20 protein-coding genes and 5 pseudogenes are annotated in these 26,406 nt (G+C 70.2%); 13 read left to right on the forward strand and 12 right to left on the reverse strand.

Features of this window, described 5'->3' with window-relative positions:
• Positions 1-27: 27 nt before the first annotated feature.
• The 5 genes and pseudogenes from AC5JOC_RS07990 (at position 28) to AC5JOC_RS08010 (ending at position 6,633) form a co-directional block, all read left to right on the forward strand.
• Positions 28-1,935 (forward strand): DUF4962 domain-containing protein, encoded by a 1,908-nt coding sequence (locus tag AC5JOC_RS07990; protein ID WP_494246063.1) that lies wholly within the window; start codon positions 28-30, stop codon positions 1,933-1,935.
• 5 nt (positions 1,936-1,940) lie between these two features.
• On the forward strand, positions 1,941-2,552 hold the full coding sequence (locus AC5JOC_RS07995) for a DUF624 domain-containing protein (protein ID WP_494246065.1): 612 nt from the start codon (positions 1,941-1,943) through the stop codon (positions 2,550-2,552).
• A gap of 117 nt (positions 2,553-2,669) precedes the next feature.
• Positions 2,670-3,125: pseudogene (locus AC5JOC_RS08000) on the forward strand (3' terminal RNA ribose 2'-O-methyltransferase Hen1); the annotation flags it as partial.
• A gap of 58 nt (positions 3,126-3,183) precedes the next feature.
• Complete coding sequence (locus AC5JOC_RS08005) at positions 3,184-4,074, forward strand: 3' terminal RNA ribose 2'-O-methyltransferase Hen1 (protein ID WP_494246359.1); 891 nt, start codon at positions 3,184-3,186, stop codon at positions 4,072-4,074.
• Positions 4,071-6,633: pseudogene (locus AC5JOC_RS08010) on the forward strand (polynucleotide kinase-phosphatase). Before AC5JOC_RS08005 ends, AC5JOC_RS08010 begins: the two are co-directional and overlap by 4 nt.
• A 167-nt stretch (positions 6,634-6,800) precedes the next feature.
• Here the strand turns inward: AC5JOC_RS08010 and AC5JOC_RS08015 are convergent.
• Entirely contained in the window at positions 6,801-7,232 is a 432-nt protein-coding gene (locus tag AC5JOC_RS08015) for an Lrp/AsnC family transcriptional regulator (RefSeq protein ID WP_079704383.1), read from the reverse strand.
• A 161-nt stretch (positions 7,233-7,393) separates the two neighbouring features.
• On the opposite strand from AC5JOC_RS08015, the gene ocd reads away from it, so the two are divergent.
• The 3 genes from ocd to AC5JOC_RS08030 all read left to right on the forward strand — a co-directional run bounded on the left by ocd (position 7,394) and on the right by AC5JOC_RS08030 (position 11,240).
• Positions 7,394-8,422: an ornithine cyclodeaminase gene (gene ocd, locus AC5JOC_RS08020; protein ID WP_124767884.1), complete on the forward strand. Its 1,029-nt coding sequence runs from the start codon at positions 7,394-7,396 to the stop codon at positions 8,420-8,422.
• Positions 8,423-8,429: 7 nt separating this feature from the next.
• Positions 8,430-9,407, forward strand: a complete 978-nt coding sequence (gene ctlX, locus AC5JOC_RS08025; RefSeq protein WP_124767885.1) for a citrulline utilization hydrolase CtlX — start codon at positions 8,430-8,432, stop codon at positions 9,405-9,407.
• Between the two features lie 168 nt (positions 9,408-9,575).
• A complete protein-coding gene (locus tag AC5JOC_RS08030) occupies positions 9,576-11,240 on the forward strand; it encodes a sensor histidine kinase (RefSeq protein ID WP_494246067.1) in 1,665 nt (554 codons plus the stop codon).
• A gap of 193 nt (positions 11,241-11,433) precedes the next feature.
• Here the strand turns inward: AC5JOC_RS08030 and AC5JOC_RS08035 are convergent.
• Positions 11,434-11,922: pseudogene (locus tag AC5JOC_RS08035) on the reverse strand (GNAT family N-acetyltransferase); the annotation flags it as partial.
• 135 nt (positions 11,923-12,057) lie between these two features.
• On the opposite strand from AC5JOC_RS08035, the gene AC5JOC_RS08040 reads away from it, so the two are divergent.
• Positions 12,058-13,047 carry an aldo/keto reductase gene (locus AC5JOC_RS08040; RefSeq protein WP_124767888.1) on the forward strand — a complete coding sequence of 330 codons (990 nt, stop codon included), beginning with the start codon at positions 12,058-12,060 and terminating at the stop codon, positions 13,045-13,047.
• On the opposite strand, the gene AC5JOC_RS08045 is transcribed toward AC5JOC_RS08040, so the two are convergent.
• From AC5JOC_RS08045 to AC5JOC_RS08070, 6 genes and pseudogenes are all read right to left on the reverse strand, one after another.
• A complete protein-coding gene (locus AC5JOC_RS08045; protein WP_494246069.1) occupies positions 13,035-13,229 on the reverse strand; it encodes a hypothetical protein in 195 nt (64 codons plus the stop codon). The two genes, AC5JOC_RS08040 and AC5JOC_RS08045, sit on opposite strands and share 13 nt — an antisense overlap.
• 16 nt (positions 13,230-13,245) lie before the next feature.
• Positions 13,246-13,782 (reverse strand): annotated as a pseudogene (locus AC5JOC_RS08050) (hypothetical protein); the annotation flags it as partial.
• 857 nt (positions 13,783-14,639) lie between these two features.
• Positions 14,640-14,891: a putative immunity protein gene (locus tag AC5JOC_RS08055; protein ID WP_494246070.1), complete on the reverse strand. Its 252-nt coding sequence runs from the start codon at positions 14,889-14,891 to the stop codon at positions 14,640-14,642.
• 851 nt (positions 14,892-15,742) lie between these two features.
• Positions 15,743-16,015 (reverse strand): hypothetical protein, encoded by a 273-nt coding sequence (locus tag AC5JOC_RS08060; RefSeq protein ID WP_494246072.1) that lies wholly within the window; start codon positions 16,013-16,015, stop codon positions 15,743-15,745.
• A 644-nt stretch (positions 16,016-16,659) separates the two neighbouring features.
• Positions 16,660-17,040 (reverse strand): hypothetical protein, encoded by a 381-nt coding sequence (locus AC5JOC_RS08065; RefSeq protein WP_202938260.1) that lies wholly within the window; start codon positions 17,038-17,040, stop codon positions 16,660-16,662.
• 163 nt (positions 17,041-17,203) lie between these two features.
• Complete coding sequence (locus AC5JOC_RS08070) at positions 17,204-17,785, reverse strand: uracil-DNA glycosylase family protein (protein WP_124767893.1); 582 nt, start codon at positions 17,783-17,785, stop codon at positions 17,204-17,206.
• 40 nt (positions 17,786-17,825) lie between these two features.
• Between AC5JOC_RS08070 and AC5JOC_RS08075 the strand changes: the two genes are divergently transcribed.
• From AC5JOC_RS08075 to AC5JOC_RS08090, 4 genes are all read left to right on the forward strand, one after another.
• Positions 17,826-19,382: a deoxyguanosinetriphosphate triphosphohydrolase family protein gene (locus tag AC5JOC_RS08075; RefSeq protein WP_124767894.1), complete on the forward strand. Its 1,557-nt coding sequence runs from the start codon at positions 17,826-17,828 to the stop codon at positions 19,380-19,382.
• Positions 19,383-19,524: 142 nt separating this feature from the next.
• Positions 19,525-19,857 (forward strand): DUF7882 family protein, encoded by a 333-nt coding sequence (locus tag AC5JOC_RS08080; protein ID WP_079706140.1) that lies wholly within the window; start codon positions 19,525-19,527, stop codon positions 19,855-19,857.
• 89 nt (positions 19,858-19,946) lie between these two features.
• Positions 19,947-20,318 (forward strand): hypothetical protein, encoded by a 372-nt coding sequence (locus AC5JOC_RS08085; RefSeq protein WP_159876643.1) that lies wholly within the window; start codon positions 19,947-19,949, stop codon positions 20,316-20,318.
• Between the two features lie 77 nt (positions 20,319-20,395).
• The gene (locus AC5JOC_RS08090) at positions 20,396-21,349 is read left to right on the forward strand and encodes a helix-turn-helix transcriptional regulator (protein WP_494246075.1); all 954 of its coding nucleotides are present in this window, start codon (positions 20,396-20,398) and stop codon (positions 21,347-21,349) included.
• A gap of 16 nt (positions 21,350-21,365) precedes the next feature.
• On the opposite strand, the gene AC5JOC_RS08095 is transcribed toward AC5JOC_RS08090, so the two are convergent.
• From AC5JOC_RS08095 to AC5JOC_RS08110, 4 genes and pseudogenes are all read right to left on the reverse strand, one after another.
• A complete protein-coding gene (locus AC5JOC_RS08095) occupies positions 21,366-21,641 on the reverse strand; it encodes a hypothetical protein (RefSeq protein WP_124767897.1) in 276 nt (91 codons plus the stop codon).
• Between the two features lie 143 nt (positions 21,642-21,784).
• Positions 21,785-23,473, reverse strand: a complete 1,689-nt coding sequence (locus AC5JOC_RS08100) for an ABC-F family ATP-binding cassette domain-containing protein (RefSeq protein ID WP_192004050.1) — start codon at positions 23,471-23,473, stop codon at positions 21,785-21,787.
• A gap of 323 nt (positions 23,474-23,796) precedes the next feature.
• Positions 23,797-24,873, reverse strand: coding sequence for a phosphotransferase family protein (locus AC5JOC_RS08105; protein ID WP_430892836.1), 1,077 nt, complete (start codon positions 24,871-24,873; stop codon positions 23,797-23,799).
• 181 nt (positions 24,874-25,054) lie between these two features.
• Positions 25,055-26,273 (reverse strand): annotated as a pseudogene (locus AC5JOC_RS08110) (MFS transporter).
• Between the last annotated feature and the right edge of the window lie 133 nt (positions 26,274-26,406).

Here is a 26,406-nt window from a genome sequence, read left to right on the forward strand (position 1 = left end):
GACCGCCTCCGCGCCGAGCTGACCGGCGTGCGGCATCGCGAGTTCCGTCGCCTGCTCGACGAGTGCGAACGCCTCCGTGGGATCGAGCTCCCGACGGAGCACCCGCTGGCCTCGATCACGTACTTCGGCCCCGCCGCGGCGAACCTCGCGCTCGCCCACCGGCTGACCGGGCAGCCGCAGTACCTCGACGAGCTGCGACGCTGGCTCGCGCCACCACTGGCCTTCGAGCACTGGGGTCGCGCGCATCTGCCGGACCACGACCTCGATGCCGGCTGGCTGCTCCACGGACTGTCGCTGGCCCTCGCCTGGGCCGGTGATGCGCTCGACGAGGGGGAGCGGACCCGGCTCCGGGACCGCCTGATCCTGCAGGGCACCCGCCTGTTCGACTTCGCCGTCGAGACCGAGGGCGACTGGTGGTCGTCGTCGTACTGGCAGAACCACAACTGGATCTGCTTCACCGGTCTCGCCACCGCCGGGTACGTCCTGGCCGACGAGCACCCCGGCGCGCTGGCCTGGACCGAGCGCGCGAAGGCGAACTTCGACGAGGTCCTCGACCTCCTGCCGACCGATGGCTCGAACCACGAGGGCGTCGTGTACTGGCGCTACGGCGAGCCGTGGTTGGTGAGCTATCTCGACGTGCTGCGTGCCGCCGAGGGCGTCGACTGGTTCCCGCGGAGCGAGCACCTCCGGGAGACCTTCTGGTTCCGGCTCCACCAGGCCGCTCCGGACCTCGAGCGCATCGTCGACCACGGTGACTGCCACGACCATCGCAGCGGACACTCGATCGCGCTGTACCGGAAGCTGGCCGCCGAGTACCGGATCCCGCAGGCCCAGTGGCTGGCCGATCGTGTGTCGACCGACCTCCTCTGGCGGGAGGCGTCGCAGAGCGGTGTGCGCCCGGGGGTCCTGCCCGAGGCCTATCAGGAGCTGCTCTGGTTCGACCCCACGGTCGAGGCGATCGGTCCTGAGGAGCTCCCGACGGCCAGGTACTTCCCCGATCTCGGCCTCGTGGCCGGCCGGACGTCGTGGGACGCGGATGCGACGCTGGTCTCGGTCAAGGCGTCGCCGGGCGGCGGTTGGCGGGCGTGGCGGGAGTCGCACCGTCACCGACGCGAACGAGGCTGGACGACCCTCAACACCGGTCATCATCACCCCGACGCCGGCGCGTTCGTCCTGCTCGGTGGCGGCGAGTACCTCGCGATCGACGAGGGCTACTCCTCCCGCAAGCGGACGGAGCACCACAACGGTGTGCTCGTCGACGGCGTCGGGTACGGGCGTGAAGGACACTACGACGTCCACGCCGGCCTCGCCGAGGACCACGTCGGCGAGATGCTCGAGGTCACGCTCGCCGAGGACTGGGTGCACACGGTCAGCGAGATCGGCGCCCTGTACGCGCCGGAACTCGGCGTCCGCAGGCTCCGGCGTCACCTCGTGCGGACGCCGAGCGGTGCGCTCGTCCTCGTCGACGACTTCGAGGCGGACACCGCCCGCTCCTGGACGTGGTTGCTGCAGACGACGCACCCCGCAGCTCTGCTGGACGACGGACGTCGGCTCGCGCCCGCCGGCGCTGCCGGCCTCCTCGTGACCTCGCTCGACGACGTCGATTCGATCGACGTCGTCCACCCGACGTCGGTCCAGGCCAACCCGACCTCGTCGACACCGGGGCTCGAGATCGAGCGGGTGCAGCACACGCTGCGCCGGACCTCGTCCCCGTCGCACTCGGCGCGGTTCGTGTCCGTGCTCCAACCCGTGCGGTTCGGTGAGCCTGTGCCGCCGGCCGCGACGATGACCGAGGACGACGAGGGACTAGTGGTGACGATCCCCGGGCTCACGGACGTGGAGCAGGTGGTCGTGCGGCTCGATGGAGCGCGACCACATCATGACGGGATGGACGCGGCCGGTAACGGCTTCGCCGGACGGAGACTGCGAGGATGAGCGGCATGGCAGTCAAGCGCACCGGCTGGGAAGGCCGTCTGCTGGGTGTGCTCGTCCACCCCATGAACGTCGCGGCGGCAGGTCTGGCCGCTGCAGTGCTGTCGCTCGGTGTCGTGACCGCCGTCCCCGCGGTCATCGCGGCGAGCCGCTCGATGCGACGCTGGCTCGACGGCGAGGAGCACGCGGTCTTCACCGGCGTCTTCCGGGAGTTCGCGGCGACCTGGCGACGCTCGCTGCCGCTCGGCGTCGGGGTGGTCGTCGTCATGGCGATGCTCGTCGTCGACGTCGCGTTCCTGACCGCGCAGCTCGAACAGGGATCGGCGATCGCGATCGCCCTGCTCGCCGCGACCGCGCCGGTGGCACTCGCCCTCGGACTCCTCCTGCTCGCCCTTCCGGCGTCGGCGGCGCTGCAACCGGACGCGTCGGCCCGGGCATGGCTGGTCGGGGCCGGGGCGCTCGTCGCCCGTCGGCCGTTCACGGCCCTGCTGCTCCTGATCGGCGAAGTGACGTTCGCCCTGGCCTGTTACCTGTTCCCGACGCTCCTGCCGTTCTTCGGCGCCTCGCTCCCGGCGTACCTCGCGCTCCTCGTCTGGCGGCGGGCCGGTCTGCAGCGCTGAGTCGCCCGGAACTGCACGGAAATCGCCGAATTCCGTGCAGATTCGGGCGACTCACGCACGCACCACGACCGCGGCTAGGCTTTCAGGAACCTCGCCGCCGACCGGACGGATGGACCTGTGCTCGTCACCATCACCTCGACCGCGCCCTCGGCCGCCGACCTGGGGCACCTCGTCCGCAAGCATCCCGCGCGGGCGCAGAGCTTCGACCTCAGCGTCGGGCGCGCCCACGTGTTCTACCCGGAGGCGACCGACGAGCGGTGCACCATCGCCCTGCTGCTCGAGGTCGACGCGATCGCGCTCGTCCGTCAGAAGCGCTTCGGCGGCGGTGACAGCGCGTCGCTCTCGCAGTACGTGAACGACCGACCGTACGCGTCGTCGTCGATGGTCGCCGTCGCGATCGGGCAGGTGTTCCGCAGCGCCATGACCGGCCGCAGCGACTCCCACCCGGAGCTCGCCGCGGCAGCGCTCCCGCTGACGATCACGGTCGCGGCGGTGCCGTCGCGAGGCCTGGAGCAGCTGGCGACCCGACTCTTCGGTCCGCTCGGCTGGACCGTCGTCGAACGGGCGATCCCGCTCGACCCGACGGTCCCCGCGTGGGGCGACTCGCGATACGTCGACCTCGAGCTGACCGGTGCACCTCCGCCTCGCGGACGCGCTCCGCCAGCTCTACGTCCTGCTGCCCGTCCTCGACGACGCCAAGCACTACTGGGTCTCCGACGACGAGGTCGGCAAACTCCTGCGCGCCGGCGAGGGGTGGCTGGCCGACCACCCCGACCGGGACCTGATCACCAAGCGGTATCTCGCGCACCAGTCGCGGATGGTCACCGATGCGCAGTCGCAGCTGGACCCGGAGGCGCGGACCGACGGTGCCGACGGGGACGACGCGGCCACCGCCTCACAGACGAAGCGCGCCCCGGCGCTCGCCGGCCTGCGCGCCGAGGCGGTCCTGCAGGCGCTCGCCGACGTGCGGGCGCGGTCGGTCGCCGACGTCGGGTGCGGCGAGGGCGCCCTCCTGACTCGCCTGATGGCGGATCCCTTGGTCACCTCGGTGATCGGTACCGACGTCTCCGCACGCGCGCTCGCAGCCGCGTCGCAGCGGCTCGGGCTCCGCGACGCGAGCGATCGCGTCCGCGAGCGTGTCCAGCTGCTGCAGTCCTCGGCCACCTACGCCGACGGCCGGCTGCGCGGACTCGATGCGATCGTGCTCATGGAGGTCGTCGAGCACATCGACGCCGAGCGCCTCGATGCACTCGAGGCCTCGATCTTCGGTGCTGCGGCTCCCGAAGCCGTGATCGTCACGACGCCGAACCGCGAATACAACGCGTTGTACCCCTCGTTGCCGGCGGGCGGGTTCAGACACCCCGACCACCGCTTCGAGTGGGACCGTCAGGAGTTCGCGACCTGGTGCACCACCGCGGCCGAGCGGTACGGCTACGGCGTCGAGCACCGCACGGTCGGCGACGTCGACCCGCAGCTCGGCTCGCCGACGCAGCTCGCCATCTTCCGGAAGGCCATCTCATGAGCGACCTCGAGCAGACCCCCGCCGCCCTGCCGATCCCCGAACTGTCGCTCGTGGTCCTCATCGGGGTGAGCGGGTCCGGCAAGTCGACCTTCGCCGCCACGCACTTCGGCCGGTTCGAGACCCTGTCGAGCGACTTCTTCCGCGGGCTCGTCTCCAACGACGAGAACAACCAGGCCGCCAGCGCCGACGCCTTCGCCGCACTCCGCGATGTCGCAGCTCGCCGCCTGGACGCCGGGCTCCTCACGGTCATCGACGCGACCAACGTTCAGCCGGCCTCGCGCAAGTCGCTCATCGACCTGGCACGCAACCACGACGTCCTCCCGGTCGCCGTGGTGCTCGACGTCCCGGAGCGCGTCTGCATCGAGCGCAACGAGGCCCGCGAGGACCGCTCGTTCGGCGCGGCCGTCATCACCCGGCAGCAGGACCAACTGCGCCGGTCGATGCGGCACCTCAGCAAGGAGGGCTTCCGGAAGGTCCACGTCCTCTCCGGGGTGGAGGCGATCGCGCAGGCGTCGTTCGTGCGTGAGCCGCTGCTCAACGACCGCCGTGAGGAGCGCGGTCCCTTCGACGCGATCGGCGACGTGCACGGGTGCCGGAGCGAGCTCGAGACGCTGCTCACGAAGCTCGGGTACGTGATCGAGCGCGACGTGGAGGGTCGACCGATCGACGCCGCGCACCCCGAGGGACGCCGCGCGATCTTCCTCGGCGACCTCGTCGACCGCGGGCCGGACACCCCTGGCGTGCTGCGACTGGCGATGGGGATGGTGGGCGCGGGTCATGCCTTGGCGGTGCCCGGCAACCACGAGTCGAAGCTCGTCCGCGCGCTGCAGGGCAAGCGGGTGCAGACCAGTCACGGGCTCGCCGAGTCGCTCGCCCAACTGGCCGAGGAGCCGGAGGAGTTCCGTGCCGAGGTCGAGCGGTTCTGTCGCGAGCTCGTCGCGCACCTCGTCCTCGACGACGGGAAGCTCGTCGTCGCGCACGCCGGGCTGATCGAGCAGTATCACGGACGCGCCTCCGGGCGGGTGCGGTCGTTCGCGCTGTACGGCGACACCACGGGGGAGACCGACGAGTACGGCCTGCCCGTGCGGCTGCCGTGGGCGGAGGACTACCGCGGCAAGGCGACCGTCCTCTACGGCCACGTGCCGACCCTCGACGCCGAGTGGGTCAACAACACGATGTGTCTCGACACCGGCTGCGTCTTCGGCGGCAAGCTGAGTGCCCTGCGGTGGCCGGAGCGCGAGGTCGTCGACGTCCCGGCCGAGCAGGTCTGGTACGAACCCGTCGTGCCGCTCGGCCGCCCGACCGGTCCCGCCGGTGAGCAGCGGGATCCCGGGCTGCTGCGCATCGACGACGTCCTCGGCAAGCAGGTCGTCGAGACCCGTGTCTCGGGCCGGGTCGGCATCCGCGAAGATGCGGCGGCCGGCGCACTCGAGGTCATGAGCCGGTTCGCGATCGACCCGCGGCGCCTGGTCTACCTGCCGCCGACGATGAGTCCGCCGAGCACCTCGCAGCGGAAGGACCTCCTGGAGCACCCCGCTGAGGCGTTCGAGGCGTATCGCCGGGAGGGGCTCGACCGGGTGGTCTGCGAGGAGAAGCACATGGGCTCGCGTGCCGTCGTGCTGCTCACGCGTGATCCGGCACCCTTCGGTGCTCCCACGGGGTGGCGCGGCACCGTCCACACCCGCACCGGTCGGCCGTTCTTCGACGAGGAGACGACGCAGACGCTCCTGACCCGGCTCGACGCCGCCGTGGAGCGAGCCGGTCTCTGGGAGGAGCTCGACGCCTCCTGGCTGCTCTTCGACAGCGAGCTGCTGCCGTGGTCGGTGAAGGCGGAGAGCTTGATCCGCGACCAGTACGCCTCGGTCGGAGCTGCCGCGACCGCTGCACTCCCGGCGGCCGTGCACGTGCTGGAGCAGGCGGCGGCGACGGGTGTCGACGTCTCGGACCTCCTCGAGCGGACGCGTCGACGGGCCGAGGCCGCCGACGCCTACGTCGCGGCCTACCGCCCGTACACCGCGCCCTCGAACGGTCTGGAGGGCGTGCAGCTCGCACCGTTCCAGCTCCTCGCCTCGACCGGGGACGAGCCACCTGGGCCGCGACCACGCCTGGCACCTCTCGGTCGCGGACCGCCTCGCGGACGCCGACCCGGAGCTCATCCGTCGGACCCGCTCGGTCGAGGTCGACCTCACCGCATCCGCCTCCGAGGACGCCGCGACCACGTGGTGGGAGGAGCTGACCGGTGCGGGCGGTGAGGGCATGGTGGTGAAGCCTGTGGCCGGCCTCGTCCGCGGTGAGAAGTCGCTCGCGCAGCCCGGCATCAAGGTGCGGGGCCGTGAGTACCTGCGCATCATCTACGGTCCCGACTACACGGAGCCGCACAACCTCGAGCGCCTGCGCGATCGGGACATCGGCCACAAGCGGTCGATGGCGCTGCGCGAGTACGCGCTCGGTGTGGAGGCCGTCGAACGGTTCGTCGCCGGTGAACCGACCTGGCGGGTGCACCAGGCCGTCTTCGGCGTGCTCGCCATGGAGTCCGAGCCGATCGACCCGCGCCTCTAGCGTCGGCTCGTCGCACCCGTCCGTTCCCTGCGCTCCCCGTCCGGTCCCTGAGCCTGTCGAAGGGCGGGGTCAGGCCGTGTGCCCTTCGACAAGCTCAGGGACCGGGTTTCAGCTCAGGGACCGGGTTTCAGCTCAGGGGCCGGGGCTGAAGCGCCGCGACCGGGTCGTCAGCGGAGGACGGAACTCAGCAGGAGGCTCGTCTCGCTGTTGACGACGCCCTCGATGCGCCGGATGCCGCCGAGCACGCGGTCGAAGTCGGTGAGGGTCTCGGTGCGGAGTTCCGCGACCAGGTCCCACCCGCCGTTGGTGGTGTGGAGTGCGCTGATCTCGGGGAAGCCGCGCAGTTGGCGGATGACGTGGTCCGTGGAGCGGCCCTCGACCTCGATGAAGGCGATCGCGCGAATGGTCCCCGGGTCCAGTTCGTCGCGCACCCGGACCGAGAACCCGACGACGGTGCCCGAGGAGACGAGGCGCTCCAGGCGGCTGGTGACCGTGGCCCGGGTGACGTCGAGCGACCGCGCGAGGCTCGCGACCGATGCCCGGCCGTCGGCTCGGAGCGCAGCCAGCAGCCTTCGGTCGAGATCGTCGAGCGCTGCCATGCTCACAATGTACAACCGACTTACTCACATTGTGCATAACCTGTGCACAAATCGCGCATCTCTGGAATGGAAAGTGCAGATCGTCGAAATCTAGGCTCGAAGCACCGGGTGCGATCTGCGCACGGTGGCTCTCACACCCCGACCCGTCTGGAGGGAACGTCATGACGCGTTTCGTCGATGTCCGCAACATGATCCGTTGGACGGCCGACCGAGGTCCCGAGCGCATCATCGCCGGCATGATCGACTACCTCGAGGCCGACTTCCGCCGCTGGCCGTCGTTCGACAAGAGCCCGCGCGTCGCGAGTCACACGCCCTTCGGCGTCATCGAGCTCATGCCGACGAGCGACCACGAGACCTACGCCTTCAAGTACGTGAACGGCCATCCCTCCAACCCGGCACGCGGCTACCAGACGGTCACGGCCTTCGGTGTCCTCGCCGACGTGCACAACGGCTACCCCACCTTCCTCGCTGAGATGACGCTCCTCACGGCCCTCCGGACCGCCGCGACCTCGGGCATGGTCGCCAAGCACCTCGCCCGTCCCGACTCGAGCGTCCACGCCCTCATCGGCGCGGGCAGCCAGGCCGAGTTCCAGGCCCTCGGCATGCGGGCCGCCCTCGGGATCAACACCGTCCGGATCTGGGACGTCGACCCGCTCGCGATGGACAAGTTCGCGCGCAACCTGGAGCCGCTCGGATTCGAGGTCGTCATCGGGACGAGTGCCGCCGACGCCGTGGCGGGCGCGGACGTCGTCACGACCTGCACGGCCGACAAGGCGCTCGCGACCGTGCTCACGAACGACCTGGTCGAGCCCGGCATGCACCTGAACGCCATCGGTGGCGACTGCCCCGGCAAGACGGAGCTCGAGGCGTCGATCCTCGATCGCGCCGACGTCTTCGTCGAATTCCCGCCGCAGACCCGCATCGAGGGCGAGATCCAGCAGATGGCTCCCGACTTCCCGGTGATCGAGTTCTGGCAGGTCCTCACGGGTGCCGTCCCCGGCCGCAGCTCGCGGGAGCAGATCACGCTCTTCGACTCCGTCGGCTTCGCCATCGAGGACTTCACGGCGCTGCGCTTCCTCCGCGACTCCGTCGACGGCAGCGAGTACTTCGAGGAGATCGACCTCGTCGCGGCCCCCGACGACCCGAAGGACCTCTTCGGACTCGTCGGCGCGCTCTCTCCCGTCGGCTGAGTCCGACATGTCCGTCCAGGCGCCGTCGGCCGTGGTGCTCATCCGGCCGCACCGGTTCACGCCGAACCCGCTGACCGCGGCCGACAACGTGTTCCAGGTCGCGGACGGCGTCCCGTCGGCGTCCGTGACCGGGGTGGCTCACGCGGCGTTCGACGAGGTCACCGCCGTGGCACAGGCGCTCGATGCGGCGGGCGTCCGCGTCCACCTGTTCGACGACGAGGACCCGGACCGCCCCGACAGCGTCTTCCCCAACAACTGGCTGTCCACCCATGCGGGCGGGCACCTGGCGGTCTACCCGATGTACGCGGTGAACCGCCGACGCGAGCGTCGCTGGGACATCGTCGAGATGCTGAAGCGCGAGTACCGCGTGCAGGACGTCATCGACTACTCGGGGCTGGAGCTCGACGACGTGTTCCTCGAGGGCACCGGTGCGATGGTGCTCGACCACGCGGCACGGGTGGCGTTCGTCGCGCGATCCCACCGGGCCGACCCGATCGCCCTCGAGCGGTTCTGCACCAACTTCGGTTACGAGCCGCTCGTCTTCGACGCGGTCGACCCGCACGGGGTCCCGATCTACCACACCAACGTCATGATGGGCGTGGCGACCGAGTTCGCCCTCGTCGGCCTCGACCTCATCGCCTCACCGGTGCGCCGCGAGCAGGTGGTGGAGCGCCTGACCGCGCATGGACGCGACATCGTGGACCTCAGTTACGAGCAGGTCTGCGACTTCGCCGGCAACGCGATCGAGTTGCGGTCGGCGGCGGGGGAGCGCCTCCTCGCGATCTCGAGTCGCGCCGTCCAGAGCCTGCGGTCGGACCAGTTGGCGGTCATCGAGCGCAGCTGCCGGATCCTGCCACTGGACGTCCCGACCATCGAGCTCGCCGGGGGTTCCGTCCGCTGCATGATCGCCGGGATCCATCTGGACCGCCGGCCGTCCGCACCGGAGCCTGCGCCGAACGCCGATCCACGGCTCGCGAGGGCTTGATCTGCGCCGCTCGATCGTCCGATTAACGCGAATCGCCGCCCGCTGCGCTCTCAAGCAGCTCGCCGACGGACGATCGCGCGCTGATCGGCTAGATTGACGATCGATCAGCTGATCGACGTGGAATCCGGCCGACGACCCCTCGGCCAGCGCTGGAGAGAGTGGGCGATCGTGCCGCTGTTGGAACCCGAAGCCTCGCGACACGGCCGCCTCCGGGTCTTCGCCCGCGCCCAGTTGCCGTTCGCGATCGCCTTCGCGATCGTCGCGATCCTCGTGGCGGTCGTCCTGCCGGAGCGGTTCTTCACCCTCGCCGTGCTCGGGGGCACGGCGATCGCGGTGGTCAGCACCGTCCTCGCCGCGGTCCTCCCGTGGGAGCGCTGGCCGACGTCCGCCATGGCCGCGATCGCCGTCCTCGACCTGCTGGCCGTCGCCTGCGTCCGCATGGAGCTCATCAGCGTGGCCCCGGGGGCGAGCCTGCTCTGCATCTTCCCCGTCCTCTGGCTGGCGTTCGGCTTCACCCCGCGGATGATCATCCTGGCTGTCGTGGGGACCCTGTTCATCAGCAGTGCCCCCTACCTGCTCCGTGCGCGCACGCCGACCAGCGCCGTGGACTGGCTGAACGTGGCCCTGCTGCCGTTGCTCACGATCGGCATCGCCGTTGCGGTCAACATCGGCGCCCGCCAACTGCGACGGGGCCAGCGGGCGATCCGGGAGCAGGCGGCGGAGCTCGAAGTCTCGCTCGCGAGGGCCCTCGATGCTGAGGCGCTCGCCGAGTCGATCCTCGAGACGGTCGACGCCGGCGTCGCCTTCTACACCGCCGACGGCACCCTGCGTCTGGCCAACGCGCACGCCGTCGACATGGTCAGCGCCGTCGGGTTCCGGCTCGACACCCCGCCCTACGCCGGTCCGCACGTCCTCCAGGCCGACCGGCGGACGCCCATCCCGTTCGACGAGCAGATCATCCCGAGAGCGCTCCGCGGTGAGCTGCTGTCGAACCACCTCGAATGGGTGGGGGAGGCCGGCCGCCAGCGGGCGATCCTGGCGAGTTCCACCCGGGTGGTCCGGAACGGCGACACGCACCTGGGGACGGTCATCGTGGCGCACGACGTCACCGAACTCGCGAACGCGATCAACGTCCGTGAGGCGTTCCTCACGACGGTGTCGCACGAGCTGCGGACACCGCTCACCTCCATCCACGGTTACCTCGAACTGATCATGGACGACGCCGAGGTCGACGCCCCCGGTCTCCTTCCGGCCCTGCGGGTGGTCCAGCGCAACGCGGTCGCGCTCGAGCAGCGCGTGCAGGAGCTGCTGGCCGCGTCGGACTCCACGGTCCAGATCGAGCCGAGCCGTATCGACCTCACGGACGTCGCCGCGCGTGCGATCGAGACGGCGACCGCGGGAGTCTCCGGTCCGGTCGTCCGACTGCACGCCGATGCGGCGGCGGTCGTCTCTGCGGACCCCGAGCAGGTCCACCGTGCGATCACCGAGCTCGTCGCCAACGCCGTGAAGTTCACGCCGGCCGATGGGACGGTCGACGTGGTCGTCGAGCCGGGTGCCGGGCACGTCGAGGTGACCGTCAGCGACACGGGCGTCGGGATGAGCGCCGACGAACTCCGTCAGGCCTTCGACAAGTTCTACCGGGCCGACTACGCCCGGGACCAGGCGGTGCAGGGCGTCGGGCTCGGCCTGCCGGCGGCGCGGGCGATCGCCGACGCGCACGGCGGTTCCGTGACCCTGCGGAGTTCTCCCGCTGCGTGCCGGCGTCCCCGGCTGCGACCGTGGCGACCCTCGTCGCTGCCGACTGGAGCCCGTCGGTCATCGCCGTCACGATGACGTCGGACACTGGCGCCCTCAGTCGGCGTGACGCCTCGCCGAGGAGCGCCGACCGTGCCGCATCGAGTCCGGTGACCTCGGCGGTCCAGTCGGGTCGCACGAACTCGTCGCGGTGCAGTCGGAGGCCCTGCGACTCGACGAGCTCGCCCGGCCGGCCGATGAAGCGTTGCAGGCCGTTGTCCCGATAGCCGAGTCGTCGCGAGACGCCCAGCGATGCGCCGTTCCAGACGGCCGCGTCCGACACCGCGACCTGCGCGTCGAGGTGGTCGAACGCGAACTGCAGCATGCCCGCCCGCATCTCGATGCCGAGCCCCTTGCCCTGCTGTGCCTGCGTCAACCATGAACCGCTCCCGACCGTCCGGGTGACGGCGAAGTCGCGGGCGCCGATGTCCTGCAGACCGATCGGCGTCCCGTCCAGGAGGATCGCGAGGTTGAGCGTCCAGGACGACGGCGTCGCGCCTGCACGCTGGGTCCAGAGGTGCCGCGCGGTCTCGCGGATGAGTTGTTCGCGCGGCTGGTCGGTCCACGGCGTGGAGAACGGCATGACGGCGGGATCGTGGACGCCGGCGAGGGCGGCTTCGATCAATCCGGGGAGGTCCTCGTCGCGTACGAGGCGCAGGACGAGTCTCGGCGTGCGGATCTCCAGGCCGAAGAGCGGCCAGACGTCGGTGAGGCTGAGCATCAGGCCACGGTATCGCCTCGGGCTGTAGCCGGTCGAGGCCGCCCTGTCGAGCCGGGGGTGCCGGGGGCGGCTTCCGTGACACACTCGACGCGCCGCGGGATCGCGGCCCGGTTCGACGATGAGAAGGGCTCAACGATGAAGTACACGCACCTCGGCCGCACGGGGACGGCGGTCTCCCGGATCGTGCTCGGCACGATGAACTTCGGCGACCGGACCAGCGAGGAGGACTCGTTCGCGATCATGGACCGGGCGTTCGACCTCGGCGTCAACTTCTTCGACACCGCCAACGCCTACGGCGGCAGCGCCGGTCGTGGGGCGACGGAGGAGATCATCGGCCGGTGGTTCGCAGCCCGTCCCGGCGTCCGTGACGACATCGTCCTGGCGACGAAGGTCCACTCGCCCATGGTCGCCCCGAACGACGACGGCTCGGACGTCGTGAACGCGCGTGGCGCGTCGGCCTGGCAGGTCCGTCGTGAGGCGATCGCGTCGCTCGAGCGCCTGCAGACGGACCGGATCGACCTGTACCAGTTCCACCACATCGACCGGCACATCTCCTGGCAGGAGCTGTGGCAGGCGATGGAGGTGCTCGTCGCGCGCGGCGAGGTCGTCTACACCGGTAGCTCGAACTTCGCGGCGTGGAACATCGCGCAGGCGAACGAGGTCGCATCACAGCGGCACTTCCTCGGCCTCGTCAGCGAGCAGTCGCTCTACAACCTCGCGCAGCGCTCGATCGAACTCGAGGTCATCCCCGCCGCGCAGCACTACGGGCTCGGCATCCTGCCCTGGTCGCCGTTGTCGGGTGGGCTGCTGAGCGGCGGCTCCTCCGACAAGCGCGCTCGATCGGGCGAGTCCCGCATCACCGAGGCCCGAGCCAAGCAGCAGGACCAGCTCGACGCCTACGACCGCTTCGCGGCCGAGCGTGGCTGGACCTCGGCGTCCCTCGGTCTCGCGTGGCTCCTGCATCAGCCCGGCGTCACCGGCCCGATCATCGGACCGCGCACGATCGAGCAGCTCGAGTCCGCCGTCGCAGCAGTCGACATCGAGCTGAGCGCCGACGACCTCACCGCCCTCGACGAGCTCTTCCCCGGCCCCGGTGGCCAGGCCCCGGAGGCCTACGCCTGGTAGGCGTGTGCGATGCGGCCGACCGCCTCGGTGATGGCGGTCGGCCCGGCGTTCAGTTCGAGGATCCGTCGGCTGATGTTCGGCTCGAGGATGAGTGCCTCGAGGACCGCAGCCACGTCTGCGCGCGTGATCTCGTCGTGCGAGTTCGGCGGGCCCCAGGGCGACCGTTCCCCGGGCCGGGTCATCGGTCAGCAGCGACGGGCGGAGGATGACCCAGTCGATCGGCTGGCGGGTCAGCGCGACCTCCGCCCGCTTCTTGACGGCGAAGTAGTGCTCTTCGTCGTCGCTCAGTTGCCGCTCGCGCCAAGCCTCCGGGCGATGATCGGACAGCATGGATGAGGCTGCTATCCCTCGGCGACGCAGTGACCGCTTCCGACACGCGCTGGAGCGCCGCAGATCGTCGATGTCGTCCGTCACGGCTCTGGTAGCTCCGGCGATCTCGAACCCTGCCGCGAAGACGATGACGTCCCAGTCCGAGCTGCCGGACTTCGTAGTGGCGCTCCGAGCTCGCCGCGACGGTCTCACTCCATGGTGGGCGACCGGCCGACGACTCGCTCGAGCTTCGGAGCCGGTCGCGTCGCCGACTGCCGTTGGGCTGTCGCAGGGTCGCGGCGGTGCCGGACATGACCTCGATCCAACCTCGCTCGAGGTCGCCTGAGCTGACGTCGACCTCTCGTGGCGACGCGCGTCGAACGCGCAGTTGCTCGATGACGTTCGCGCGACCTCATCCGTACGCATGGGACCTCGCGGTACGTCACGCTGCGCGCGGGTGGCCAGCGCGCGACCGGCGGTGACGAGAGCCACGTGGTCTCGATGATCTCGATCTCGGCGATCATGTCGGTGCTCTGCTTTCGATGAGGTCTACCGGAGCCTTCGAATCCCATCAGCGACGACGCCCTGGTCGCGGCGCTCGCGCGTGCACCGCAGGATCTCGACCGCCGTCGCGGACCTGGTCGCCGAGGCCTACAATCGGCTGCTGCATCGCGGAAGGGATTGAGCTTGCAGCCGTCGTGTCCGCACTTCGCGGATCGACGACGTTGAGTGCCCTGCGAGTCCGAGGCAGAGCTGGCGTATCTCGACGATCTGCCGCGAGGCGCTGGAGCCATGCGACCGGATCGCAATCGACCCGGTAGCCGTTGAGTGCTCATCCCCGTGCGCCGGGGACGCCCTCGACCCGAAGCATCCTAGTGCCGGGGCATCCGGTCGGTCAACCTGCCCAGGGCTCCTCGACCCTCGCTCGCGGTGGTTCGGGCACGTCGCGTCGGCTCTCGGCCGTTCCCGATGCGATGTCGAGAGCTCGGCACCTGAGCGGCGGCTTGCTCAGCGTGGGCCGCCCCCCGTTATGGTTGCTCCATGGCTCGCGCACCCTGGAATCGACCCGGCGAATCTCCACAGACGCGGCGGCTTCGCATCGCGATGTTCTGGACCGCTGTCGTCCTCGTCGTGGCATTCGTCGCCATCCTCGTGTACTTCGTCGTGCGATCGGCTGAAATCGCCGGTCTGTAAGGGCGGCTCGCGGCGAGCCGCTCGGGCTCGATACGACAACAGCCTCTTCGCTGTCGCGGCCTTCGGATGCCTTCCCGCGGCGGGGTCGGTCACCGACCCTTGGGGAAGCCGATCGGGCGCAGCTTGGGTGCCAGTTCCTCCCACTGCCAGGCGCGCTCAGCTTCTTCGGCGGTCTTACCGTCTCCGTTGAGGCCCACGGCATTCGCGGCGTAGGTCGCAGCGTGCGGAGCGTGGTCGAACATGTGGGCTACCGCGCACGCCTGACCGGCTGCACGAGCAGCGGCGACGGCGGCGGCCGCTCCTGCTCGGTCGCGTCGCGTGCGGCCGCTGCGCGCGCGCACGGTCGGGTCGCGTTGCGAAGCGGGGGCGACGCGGCGTGGCGCGCAGCGCGCTGGCGCTCGGCGCGCACGCGCGATCATCGGATAGTTCACCGGCCAGGGTTCCCAAGCTTCGGAGTCGCCGCGATCGCTGCGCGTGGTCGATCGTCACCGGGGCAGCTGTTGCTCGAAGATCGGCAAAGCCGCGGTTCTGCGCGAGCTCGCGCGCCCACGAGTGCGATCGCGTGCATGGATCGCCGGCTCAGGCGTTCGCCGCACTTCGGTTTCGTCTCGTTCGACTCACGGCCGGTCGATCGTGCTCAGGTGATCAGAGCGTGAGGACAGATGCGCGCCCCGCGCGCAGGTTGTCCGTGCGAGCAGCTCGTGCACGCGCGGTTGAGCGTAGATGGAAGTGGCCCGGAAATCATGGTGGTCTCAACCGGTTCAACGCACCACTGGTTTGACACGTTATGACATCACAGGTGGAAGGCCGGACAGTCGCGCTGTCCACGGGTCGCGTGCCACGAACCCTGAACGTGACGGACACGGCTGATCCGCGCCCCTCGCGCCACCAGGCGTCCAGTGCGACGCCGCCTCGTGGAGCGGGCAGCGTTGCAGTTCGGTAGATCGTCTGACCGGCGAAACCCACGACAGTTCTGCGCACTTGAGTTGGTGTCTCGGATCAGTGGTTCGCCACCGGCCAGACGTCGCAGACGCAAGAAGCCAGTCGACGCGCGACGGTGAAGTGTCTCATCGGCGTTCGCTGTGCCATCGAGTTCTCTGCATCGACAGCCACGGCCGATAGCGCCTCCAGGTGCCACCTGGACGCCGAGTTCTTCTCTCGACCATCGCGGATTGCGGCAGACGCCGCAGTTTCACCAAACGTCCACATGGCCGGCGGCACCCGCTGACCAACAGTCGTCCATGTAGCCGGTGTTCTGCGCGTCGTTGCAACCCAGGACGTGCTTGGCATCGGCGGGTGCCCGCAGGAATGACCCATACGACGCGGCGAGATAACGCGAGAAGCTCGGCATCGATGCCGGCGTCAGAGGACGCCTATGCCGCTGAGCGGAGATCAACATGCCGCTCGCGCCGTAGACGATTCCGGGTGAGTCACTTGGTTCGACCAGCCGCAGATCGACCATCACGTGAGCGACAGCGTGACGTGCACCGTAGTGTGCCGTGATCGTCGCCGCAGCACCGATCTCGAGTCTGCGTCGGGGTCGGCGGATCGTTCGCATCGCGCTCCGATAAGCTCCCGATCGACCCATGGGCAGTTCTCGGCATCGGCGGGTTGTCTCCTTCGCGCAGCTCGACTCCGGACGCCGTCGGCGTCGCGACGGCGCTGGTACCGCGAGCATCTCGGCATCGAAGCCGCGTCCCGCGGACCGGGCGGGCAGCGATGGCGAGCGCGTCCTCGGATGTCAGGAGGCCGGCGATGAGCCGTCTTCGACCGCCTGTTGCGGGGACGAGCGAGTCGTTCGCTCACGACCAGCCCTTCGATCGCTCAACCTTGCGCGTGAGCGACGTGTGGACGGCCCTGCAGCGGACGCAGTCTCGAGGCGCACGCCGGGCATCGGACCGTCGAGCCCCTCGTCGCAACTCGACGTGGGAGCACGGGAGATCGGACGGCGGCGAGGCTGGTCGCTCCGCATTCGACGGACCCGCGAGGGCCGTCCCGAGTCACCGAACTCTGGGTGACAGTGGCGCCCCGAATAGAGCGCCTGCGTCGTCCCTGGCACCGCCCGCGAACGTGGTCCCGATGGACGAGCTCGGCGCGGCGACGGAGCGCCTAGCTTCCGCTGATGACGCTCACCGCTTGGAGGCCGACGACGATCGCGTTGATCGGTACGGCGATGATGAGCACGACGACTGCGCCGATGACGGCGACGATCGAGTGTCGAGGTGTCCGCTTGTGGACCCGCGCCTGCAGGATGAGCACGACGATGGGCGAACCGATCGCGATCGCGGCGCCGAGCACGAACCCGGCGAGCGTCCCGCCGCCACTGAGCCGGTCCTCGGACGGACCGAACTCGCCCTGCAGTGCGAAGGAGAGTTGGACGAGCCAGCTCACCACCAGCAGCCCGAACAGGAGCAGCGTGATGCCGACGCCGGACGCTCGCCCGGTGACCGGTCCGTCCTGGTCGGCTGCTCCAGGGTCGGCGGCTGACACGGATCCAGCGGCCGACGCGGCAGGCTCCCTGGCTGAGCTCGGCCCTGACAGCGGTTCGGCCGGCGGCCGCAGTCCGTCGCCAGCGCTCGGTTCATCGCTCACGACGTGCCCCTCGTCCCTTCGATCAGACGCCGGCGTGCCGGCATCCTCATCAGCCTATTCGTCACGTCGTGAGCGCCGCCCGCACCCGCGCGGCCAGCAGGGGAACCGTCTCCTCCTGGAACCAGGGGTTCTTGCTGCGCCAGCCGCGCGCGAGCGGCGACGGGTGCACGATCGGGAAGAGCGGGAGGTGGGTCTCCGCGGCACGGACGTTCTCCGTCAGGGTGCGACCGGCCCGCGGTCCGAGGTAGGCGCGCTGGGCGTAGGCGCCGATGAGGATCGTCAGGCGCACCTCGGTCAGCTGCTCGAGCAGGCGTGGATGCCAGCGCGGCGCGAAGTCGCGGCGCGGCGGCAGGTCGCCGCTCGCCCCCTTGCCCGGGAAGTAGAAGTCCATCGGGATGATCGCGACGTTCGCCGGGTCGTAGAACTCCTCGGGCGTCACACCCATCCAGGAGCGGAGGAGGACGCCGCTCGGGTCGTTCCACGGGATGCCCGACTCCTGCGCCAGACGACCAGGCGCCTGACTGATGATGAGCACGCGGGCCTCCGGGGAGGCGACGAAGAGCGGTTTCCAGCCGAGCTCGTGGGCCCAAGCGTTCGACTCGTGCGCGGCGACCTCGGCTCGGAGACGGTCGATCGGATGCATCCCTGCAGTCTCCCACCCGCGCGCGCAATACAGTGAGGGGATGGACGACGACCAGCGGCGACGGCGCCTCATCCCCGAGCCGGTGGACCGGTTCGCGACCGGCGAGGAGTACCCCGAGTACCGGGTCGACCTCGAGCGCATCCGGTTCTCCCCGTACTTCGCGCGGTTGTCCGCGGTGACGCAGGTCGTCTCGCCCTCCGGCGTCGGTCAGGTCGTCCACAACCGGCTCACGCACTCGATCAAGGTGACCGCGGTCGCCCGCGCCATCGCCATGCAGCTCACCACGACCGATCCCGAGCAGAACGCCATCGTCGAGCGGCTCGGCGGCTGCGACCCGGTCGTGGTGCAGGCCGCCGCCTCCGCCCACGACCTCGGCCACCCACCGTTCGGCCACCTCGGCGAGCAGGTCCTCGACCGCCTGGCACGTGAGCGGCTCGGCCTCGCGGAGGGCTTCGAGGGCAACGCGCAGTCGTTCCGCATCCTCTCCGCACTCGACGTGTGCGAGACGGTGAAGGAGGGCCTCAACCTCACGGCCGCTTCCCGCGCCGCCGTGCTCAAGTACCCCTGGGGCCGCACCATCCACCGCCCCGACCTCGACCCGGCAGACCCCACCCGCATGCCTCGCGGGTCAACCGCCAGCCGCTGGGAGACCGCGCCGCCGAAGTTCTCCGCGTACACCCTCGATCTCGACGACATGCTCGACGCCCGCAGCGCGTTCACCGCGATCGCGCCCTGGCAGCAGACCGTCGAGTGCTCCGTGATGGACGTCGCCGACGACATCGCCTACTCCCTGCACGACCTCGACGACTTCTACCGGGCCGGCGTCCTGCAGCAGGCGGCGGTCGCGGTCGAGTTCCGCACCTTCCTCCGCGACCAGCACACCCTCGCCGCGCTCGACGCCGACGAACTCTGGAACCGCGCACCCGGCCACTCGCTCGAGCTGTTGCGCCGGCGGATCGTCTCACGCGACCCGTGGATCGCCAGCGACGAGCACTTCCGGGCGTCGGTCCAGCGGGTCGCGACCGAGCTCGTCGAAGGACTCCTCGCCGTGCCCTTCGACGGTTCCAGCCGAACCGAACGCGCCATCGAATCGTTCGTGTCGTCCTGGATCGGTCGCCTCCAGCGCTCCGTCCTCGTCGTCGAGGAGCCGAACGTGCGCTCCGGGCACGTGTCGCTCCTGCCCGAGGCGTGGCACGACGTCACCGTGCTGAAGTTCGTCCACACCCGGTTCGTCATCGACCGGCCGGACTTCGCCACCTACCAGCGAGGCCAGTCGCGGGTGCTCGACGTGCTCGTCACCGAACTGGACAGCTGGCTCGACGACCCCCGTGACGGCCCGCGCGCCCCGCAGAAGCTCCTCGACTTCGTCGAACTCGCCACCGACGGCTACTTCCGACTCCGGGCGGACAACCCCGACTGGCTCCCGGCAGACCCCGAGTCCGACAGTGGCCGCCCGCAGAGCGACCCACGCGCCCTGGGGCGCCTCGGTCGGGCGCGCGGCATCCTCGACTACGTCGCCTCGCTGACCGACGAACAGGCGACGGCGCTCGCCGCCAGACTGCGCGGAGACCGCGAGGCATGGGCCTTCGGCAGCTGAGTGCAGCCTGAACGCCGACCCGGTTCCGAGCAATACCCGACGCATTTCGGATAGGTCAGAGCGGGGGATCGCTAGAAGATCTAGCGTTAGCAACGGCGCCGGGAACCAGCCCGGCACCGAAACAGAACGGATGGCGCGCCTCATGGGAAACCTCCTCTACGGAACCCCTCCGACCCCGCACGAGATCGAAGACCGACTGCTCGCACACCTGCAGACGGTCATCTTCACGAAGTTCCGCCGCAACGAGAGCTTCGCCTTCCACCTCGAAGCCGTTCCCGGCCGCGGGACCGGACGTCAGTCGCTCTGGCTGAACCCGATGATCCCCCTCCAGTTCTCGTTCTACGGCAGCCGTGCCCCCGAGCTCAACCGTGAGTGGTTGGCCGCGCTCCTCGAGCAGGCCAACAGTGCCAAGGGCATGCGCGTCGTCCCCGAGCCGGCAGCCGGCGCCGCGAAGCGCGTCGAGTCCGCAGCGTAGATCCGAACGGTCGGCGACAACTGACCGACCATCGTCTCGACGCGCTCCGGCCGTCGGACGTCTCTGAAACACCAGTTGGGGGTGCCACCGTGACCACCGGTCTCCAGAGCGCGCCCGACTTCCTCGACCTGGACGACGCGCGAGCCTCACGTCGCCTGATCGACCGCACGGACATCGTGTTCCAGACCTCGCACGCCAGCTTGGACGCGGAGGGCGGGCTGTCCCTCAGTCGGACGTCCCTCAGCCTCGACGTCGACGGCGACACCGTCCGGGTTCCGGCGAATCACATCGTCGCCTGGTCGCTCCGTACCGAAGGCGGCCTCATCGTGGTGACCGTCTGGTCCGAGCGCCCGACCGCCGTCCACGAGACCACGGTCCTCCCGCGGTTCGCCCGCATGGCGTCGTCCGCGCTCACCGAGGTCCTGGGTGCGGAACACGGCTTCCTGCAAGGGACCGCCTGACATCGAGTGGTCTGCTCGGGCCGGAAACGACCCGCTACGGGATGACAGCCGGGCTCCGCCGTGAGATTCTATGAGCGATGAGCGAAGAGACGGGACCCGCGGAGCGGTCCGAGGTCGCAGGCCGCGACGTCGATGAGGCTCGCGATCTGTTCGCCGGCGCGTACAACGCCGGCTCGATGATCATCGAACCCACCGAATCGGCGTTCACCTTCCGGTACACCGCGATCGGCGACGACGAGCTGACCCTGCGCGCCACCCAGTTCACCGGACGCGTCACCGGAACGGTGCTCACCGAGGGCGAGTACATCGTCTCCTGGCTGACGGCGGGCAGTGGGGCCACCGACCTCGCCGGCGCGCCGATGCAGCTCGTGCACGGTCAGCCGGCGATGTTCGCGAACGACCGACTCGCCGAGTTCGACTTCACCGACTACCGGCAGAACCTCATGCACTTCGACGGCGGGTTCCTGGAGCGCGTGGCGGCCGAAGTGGAGGGGACGAGTGGGCCGATCCTCTTCGACACGACGGCTCGCCCCACGGGCGAACAGCTCCGTCGCTGGGCCGCCTCCGTGACGACCGTCGCGAAGGTCATCTACGACGACACCAGTCCTGCCGTCCTCCGCGCCGAGGCGAACCGGTCGGCGGCGATCGCGCTCCTCGAGACGTTCCCGCATACGGCCCTGCACGCGCCGGTGGAGATCGGCCTGCCGGACGCCGGGAAGACCCGCGCGGCCATCGAATTCATGATCGCCAACGCGCACCTCCCGATCCGCACGGAGGACGTGGCCGAAGCCGTCGGGATGAGCCAGCGCAGCCTCCAGAGCGCGTTCCGTCGGGAGCACGACATCACCGCGATCGACTACCTGCGACGGGTCAGGCTCGACCGGGTGCAAGAGGAACTGCGGAAGGCCGACCCCGGGCTGGCCACGGTCGCGGAGGTCGCCAGGCGGTGGGGGTTCGCGCACCTCGGGCGGTTCTCCGCCTCGTACACCAACCGCTTCGGCGAGTATCCGAGCACGACGCTCGGTTCCTAGCCGCCGGCCGTTCGGCTCAGAAGTCGCCGAACTCGTCGTACTCGTCGAGACCCGACAGCTTCTCCGTCTCGATGGCGGGAACGATCTCCAGCGCCCGGTTCGCGAAGGACTCCACGGTCACCTGCAGGCCCGGGCTGACCAGGACGTCCAGGTTGCGATCTGCGGAGAGCGGGACGTGGACGAAGCGACCACCGGCTTGGACGGCGGACTCGATCTCGCTCATCAGTGCCGAGATGTCGACACCCGACTCGATGTCGTACGAAACGCGGCCGATGGCGATGCTGTACTGCATGACCATCACCTCCGGGATCGGGTTGTTGCTGCAAGCGTATGGAACGTGCCTGTGGATCACGGTGGGTTGACCAAGGTCGCCACACGTGCAGGGGGGTGTCGCCTCAGTCGTCCTCCTGGACGGTGACACTGCGGCGACACCCGCTATCGCGCGCGGTCGACGCGGGTCTCCTCCCAGACGGGCTCGTCGGAGGCCTGCACCCGGCCGTCGGAGCCGAAGACGAGGAAGCGGTCGAAGCCGCGCGCGAACCAGCGGTCGTGGGTGACCGCGATCACCGTGCCCTCGAAACCCGCCAGACCCTGCTCGAGCGCCTCCGCCGAGACGAGGTCCAGGTTGTCGGTCGGCTCGTCGAGCAGGAGCAGCGTGGCACCGGAGAGTTCGAGTAGGAGGATCTGCAGGCGCGCCTGCTGTCCGCCCGAGAGGGATTCGAACGGCTGCTCGGCCGCGCCCGCCAGACCGTAGCGGTCGAGCACGCGGCTGGCGGCCTCGCGGGGGAGACCCGACCGGTGCTCGTCGCCGCGGTGCAGGATGTCGAGCAGGGTCCGGCCGACGAGTTCGGGGTGCCGGTGCGACTGTGCGAACCACCCCGGCTGCACGCGCGCGCCGAGCTTGGCGTCGCCGTCGTGCTCGACCGGGACGAGCGCGTCGCCCGCTGCGGCGAGGTGCCCGGCGCCCGGATCGGGATCCGTCCCGCCGCCGGCGAGCAACCGGAGGAAGTGCGACTTGCCCGAACCGTTCGAACCGAGGACGCCGATGCGCTCGCCGAACCAGATCTCCGCGTCGAACGGCTGCATGAGGCCGGTCAGTTCCAGCCCCGTGCAGACGATCGCGCGGCGACCCGTGCGTGCGCCGCGGAGGCGCATCGTGACCTGCTGGTCCTTCGGCCGCTCCTCAGGTGGACCGGCCTCCTCGAACTTGGCGAGTCGGGTCTGCGCGGCGCGGTAGCGGGAGGCCATGGAGTCGTTGAACTTGGCCTGCTCGCGCAGACGCAGCACGAGTGCGCGCAGCTTCACGCGGTCCTCGTCCCAGCGCCGGCGGAGTTCGTCGAGTCGGTCGAGGCGGGCGTCGCGGGCCTCGTGGTAGCTGCGGAAGCTCGCGCCATGGGTCCACGTCGTGCTGCCGGCCGCGCCGACCTCGAGGGTGATGATGCGGGTCGCCGCCTGTGCCAGGAGCTCGCGGTCGTGCGAGACGAGGAGGACCGTCTTCCGGGTCTCGGCGAGCATCCCCTCGAGCCAGCGCTTCGTCGGGACGTCGAGGGAGTTGTCGGGCTCGTCGAGGAGGAGGACCTGCTCAGGGCCGCGGAACAGGGCCTCCAGGACGAGCCGCTTCTGCTCGCCGCCGGACAGCGTGCCGAGCGTCCGCCACTGCGCGCGGTCGTAGGGCACCCCGAGTGCCGCCTCGCAGCAGCTGTCCCAGAGCACCTCCTGGTCGTACCCGCCGGCGTCGGCGTACTCGGCGAGCGTCGTCGCGTAGGCCATCTGGGTCGCCTCGACGTCGTCCTCCATGAGGGCGAGCTCGGCGCGGTCGACCGCCTCTGCCGCGGCACGGACCCGCGGAGGCGCGACCTGGACGAGGAGGTCACGGACCGTCCGGTCATCGTCACCGCGACCGACGAACTGGTCCATCACGCCGAGGCCGCCGTCGATGGAGACGACCCCGGAGTCGGGCTGGAGCTCGCCGCGGATGATCCGCAGCAGCGTCGTCTTGCCGGCGCCGTTCGCTCCGATGAGCGCGGCGATCGCCCCTTCGCCGACGCGGAACGAGACCTCGTCCAGCAGGGTCCGTCCGTCGCTCAGCGTGTAGCTGAGGTCGCTGACGTCGATGTAGCCCATGGTGCGCACTCCCCAGGGAGCCGATCGCTCCCGAACGGGCCCGCGCTGGTTCGCGCCGGGCCGCCCACCGCCTGGCGAGCCGACCAGTTTAGCCGCGCCGGTCCGGCCGCGCGCAACTGCCGCTGCGCACGACTCCCGGTCACTGAGCTTGCCCTTTCACTGAGCCCGCCCCTTTCACTGAGCCCGACCCCTTTCACTGAGCCCCCACCCCGGTCACTGAGCTTGTCGAAGTGCCCCGACCGCCCTTCGACAAGCTCAGGGACCGGAGGAGGTCAGCTCAGGGACCGGAGGAGGTCAGCTCAGGGACCGGAGAGTCGCGCGGCTCAGGCGAGCGAGGCCGCGATGTCACCGATCCACGTGCGCACCGACGCGTCGTGTTCGTCGAACCAGTCGCCCTCGTAGCCACGCGGGACACCTTCGACCACCATGACGAGCGCGAGGTACAGCGACCACAGGCGCGCGCGGGTCCGGGCGTCCTCATCGGGCAGGAGCTCGCGGCCGGACGTCTCGCGGTAGGCGCGGAGGAGTTCCGAGTCGGCGGCGACCGTCTCCGGCACGTCGGTGAAGAGCGCCAGGGAGACGAGGTCGGCGGTGGGGTCGGCCCAGTGCGCGCGCTCATGGTCGATGACGCCGGTCAGTTGGGCGGCCTCCGCCCCGTGTTCGGGCATGACGAGGAGGTTGCCCTCCCAGAGGTCGAAGTGGACGAGCGTCGGCTCCGTCACGCTGTCGAAGGCCGGCAGCGCGGTGTCGATCAGGTGTCGGATCTCGTCCGCCGCGACCGGAAGGTCGACCTCGAACCGCAGGGCATCGGCGAGGACGGCCTCCACGACGAGCCGGTAGGCGTCCGCGGCACTGGCCGCCTGAAGCTCCGGGCGGAAGGGGTAGCCGAATCGGTTCCCCTCGGCGAGGCCGGTCGCCGAATCGATGGACGCGGCCTCCGCCGGGATGTCGACGTCGTCTGGTTCCACGTGGAACGGCGTGCGACCCGCCTCGTGCAGACGGGCGAGCGTGCGGCCGAGGACGTCGCGGGCGAGGGGGACGGTCTCGGTGCTGTTCGCCGGTCGGCCGGTGAGCTCGGTCATCACGAGGGCGTCGCGTCCGTCGAGCGTCGCCTCGAAGACGATCTCCGGCTGCGGCACCTCCGCACGGCCGAGGATGCGGAGCGCGAGCGCCTCGGTCGCCATGAGGGACCGCTCGTAGGTGAGGCCGGCCGCGTCCGCGGGGGAGAGCTTCACGATGACGCGCTCGCCGCCGTCGAGTTCGACCGCTGCGACCTCGTTCGCCGTGCCCGCTCCGAGCATCGTGATGGTCGGGCTGCCGGGCTGCATCGCCGGTCGCTCGGCCGCCCAGTGCTCGGCGACCGCGATCATGGTGTCACTGGGGCGAGGGGTTCGGCTCATCCGCCCACGGTAGCGCGCCCTTCGCCCTCCGCTCGCCGCTCGCCGCTGGCCCGCTCGCCGAGCTGCCCCTACCCCGGTCACCGAGCCCCCCGCCCCGTTGCCGAGCCTCCCATCCGGTCACCGAGCTTGTCGAGGTGCGAAGCCCAGAGCGTCCACAACTCCTGCTGGAGTCGCGCGCGGCTCACACGGGGTGCGGGACCTCCTGGCGGGCGGCGTCGGTGGGCTCATCCTGCAGGAGTTGTGGACGACGGCGGGAGCGCTTCGCGGCGGTGGACGCACCGATGATGACGATCAGGCCGAGCAGGGTGATGGCCGCTCCGGCCCAGATCGGCGAGGTGTAGCCGAGGCCGGCGGTGATCGTGACGCCGCCGAGCCAGGCGCCGAGCGCGTTGCCGAGGTTGAACGCGGCGATGTTCGCTCCCGAGGCGAGCGTGGGAGCGGCCGACGCGTACCGCATGACCCGCATCTGCAACGCGGGGACGGTCGCGAATCCGAAGCCGCCCATGAGGACGAGGGCGATCACGGTGGCGACGGGCGACTGTGCGGTCGCGGCGAAGGCGACCAGGATCACGGTCAGTACCGCGATGACGACGATGAGCGTCCGGTCGATGTTCCGGTCGGCCGCCTTGCCACCCACGATGTTGCCGACCAGGAGCCCGACGCCGAAGAGGATGAGGAGCCACGGCACCGTGGTCGAGGCGAAGCCGCTGACCTCCGTGAGTGTGTACGCGATGTAGGTGAACGCACCGAACATGCCGCCGTAGCCGAGGACCGTGACAGCGATCGAGAGCCAGACCTGGCCGGAGCGGAACGCGCGCAGCTCGGCGAGGAGCGACGTCCGGGGCTTCGTCACGCTTCGGCTTCGGCACGAGTGCCAGGATGCCGATGAAGGCGACGACCCCGATCACCGTGATGGCCCAGAAGGTCGAGCGCCAGCCGAAGTGCTGGCCGAGCAGCGTGCCGAACGGGACGCCGAGCACGTTCGCCGCGGTGAGGCCGGTGAACATGATCGCGATCGCGCCGGCCTGTTTGTGGGCGGGGACCATCGCCGCCGCCAGGACCGAGCCGATACCGAAGAACGCTCCGTGGCTGAGGGCGGCGAGGATGCGGCCGGCGAGCATGATCTGGTAGTCGCCGGCGAGTGCGGAGACGAGGTTGCCGACGATGAAGAGCACCATCAGGGCCAGCAGGACGGGCTTCTTCGGCAGTCGGGTGACCGCCGCGGTGAGGGCGAGCGCCCCGACGACGACGGCCAGGGCGTAGCCGGAGATGAGCCAGCCGGCTGCGGCCTCCGAGACGCCGAAGTCGGCCGCCACCTCGGGCAACAGCCCCATGATGACGAACTCCGTGAGGCCGATGCCGAAGCCGCCGAGGGCGAGGGCGATGAGACCGAGTGGCATGACGATTCCTGCGATTCCTGGGGGTCGTGGGGAGAGTGCTGGTGGCCTGCAGCCGGGACGCGTACGCTGATAGTTGCAGACGCGCGATAGATATCGTTGCACGCGCTAGGTAATAGCGCAAGCAACTATGTGC

It is taken from the genome of Plantibacter sp., assembly GCF_059073635.1.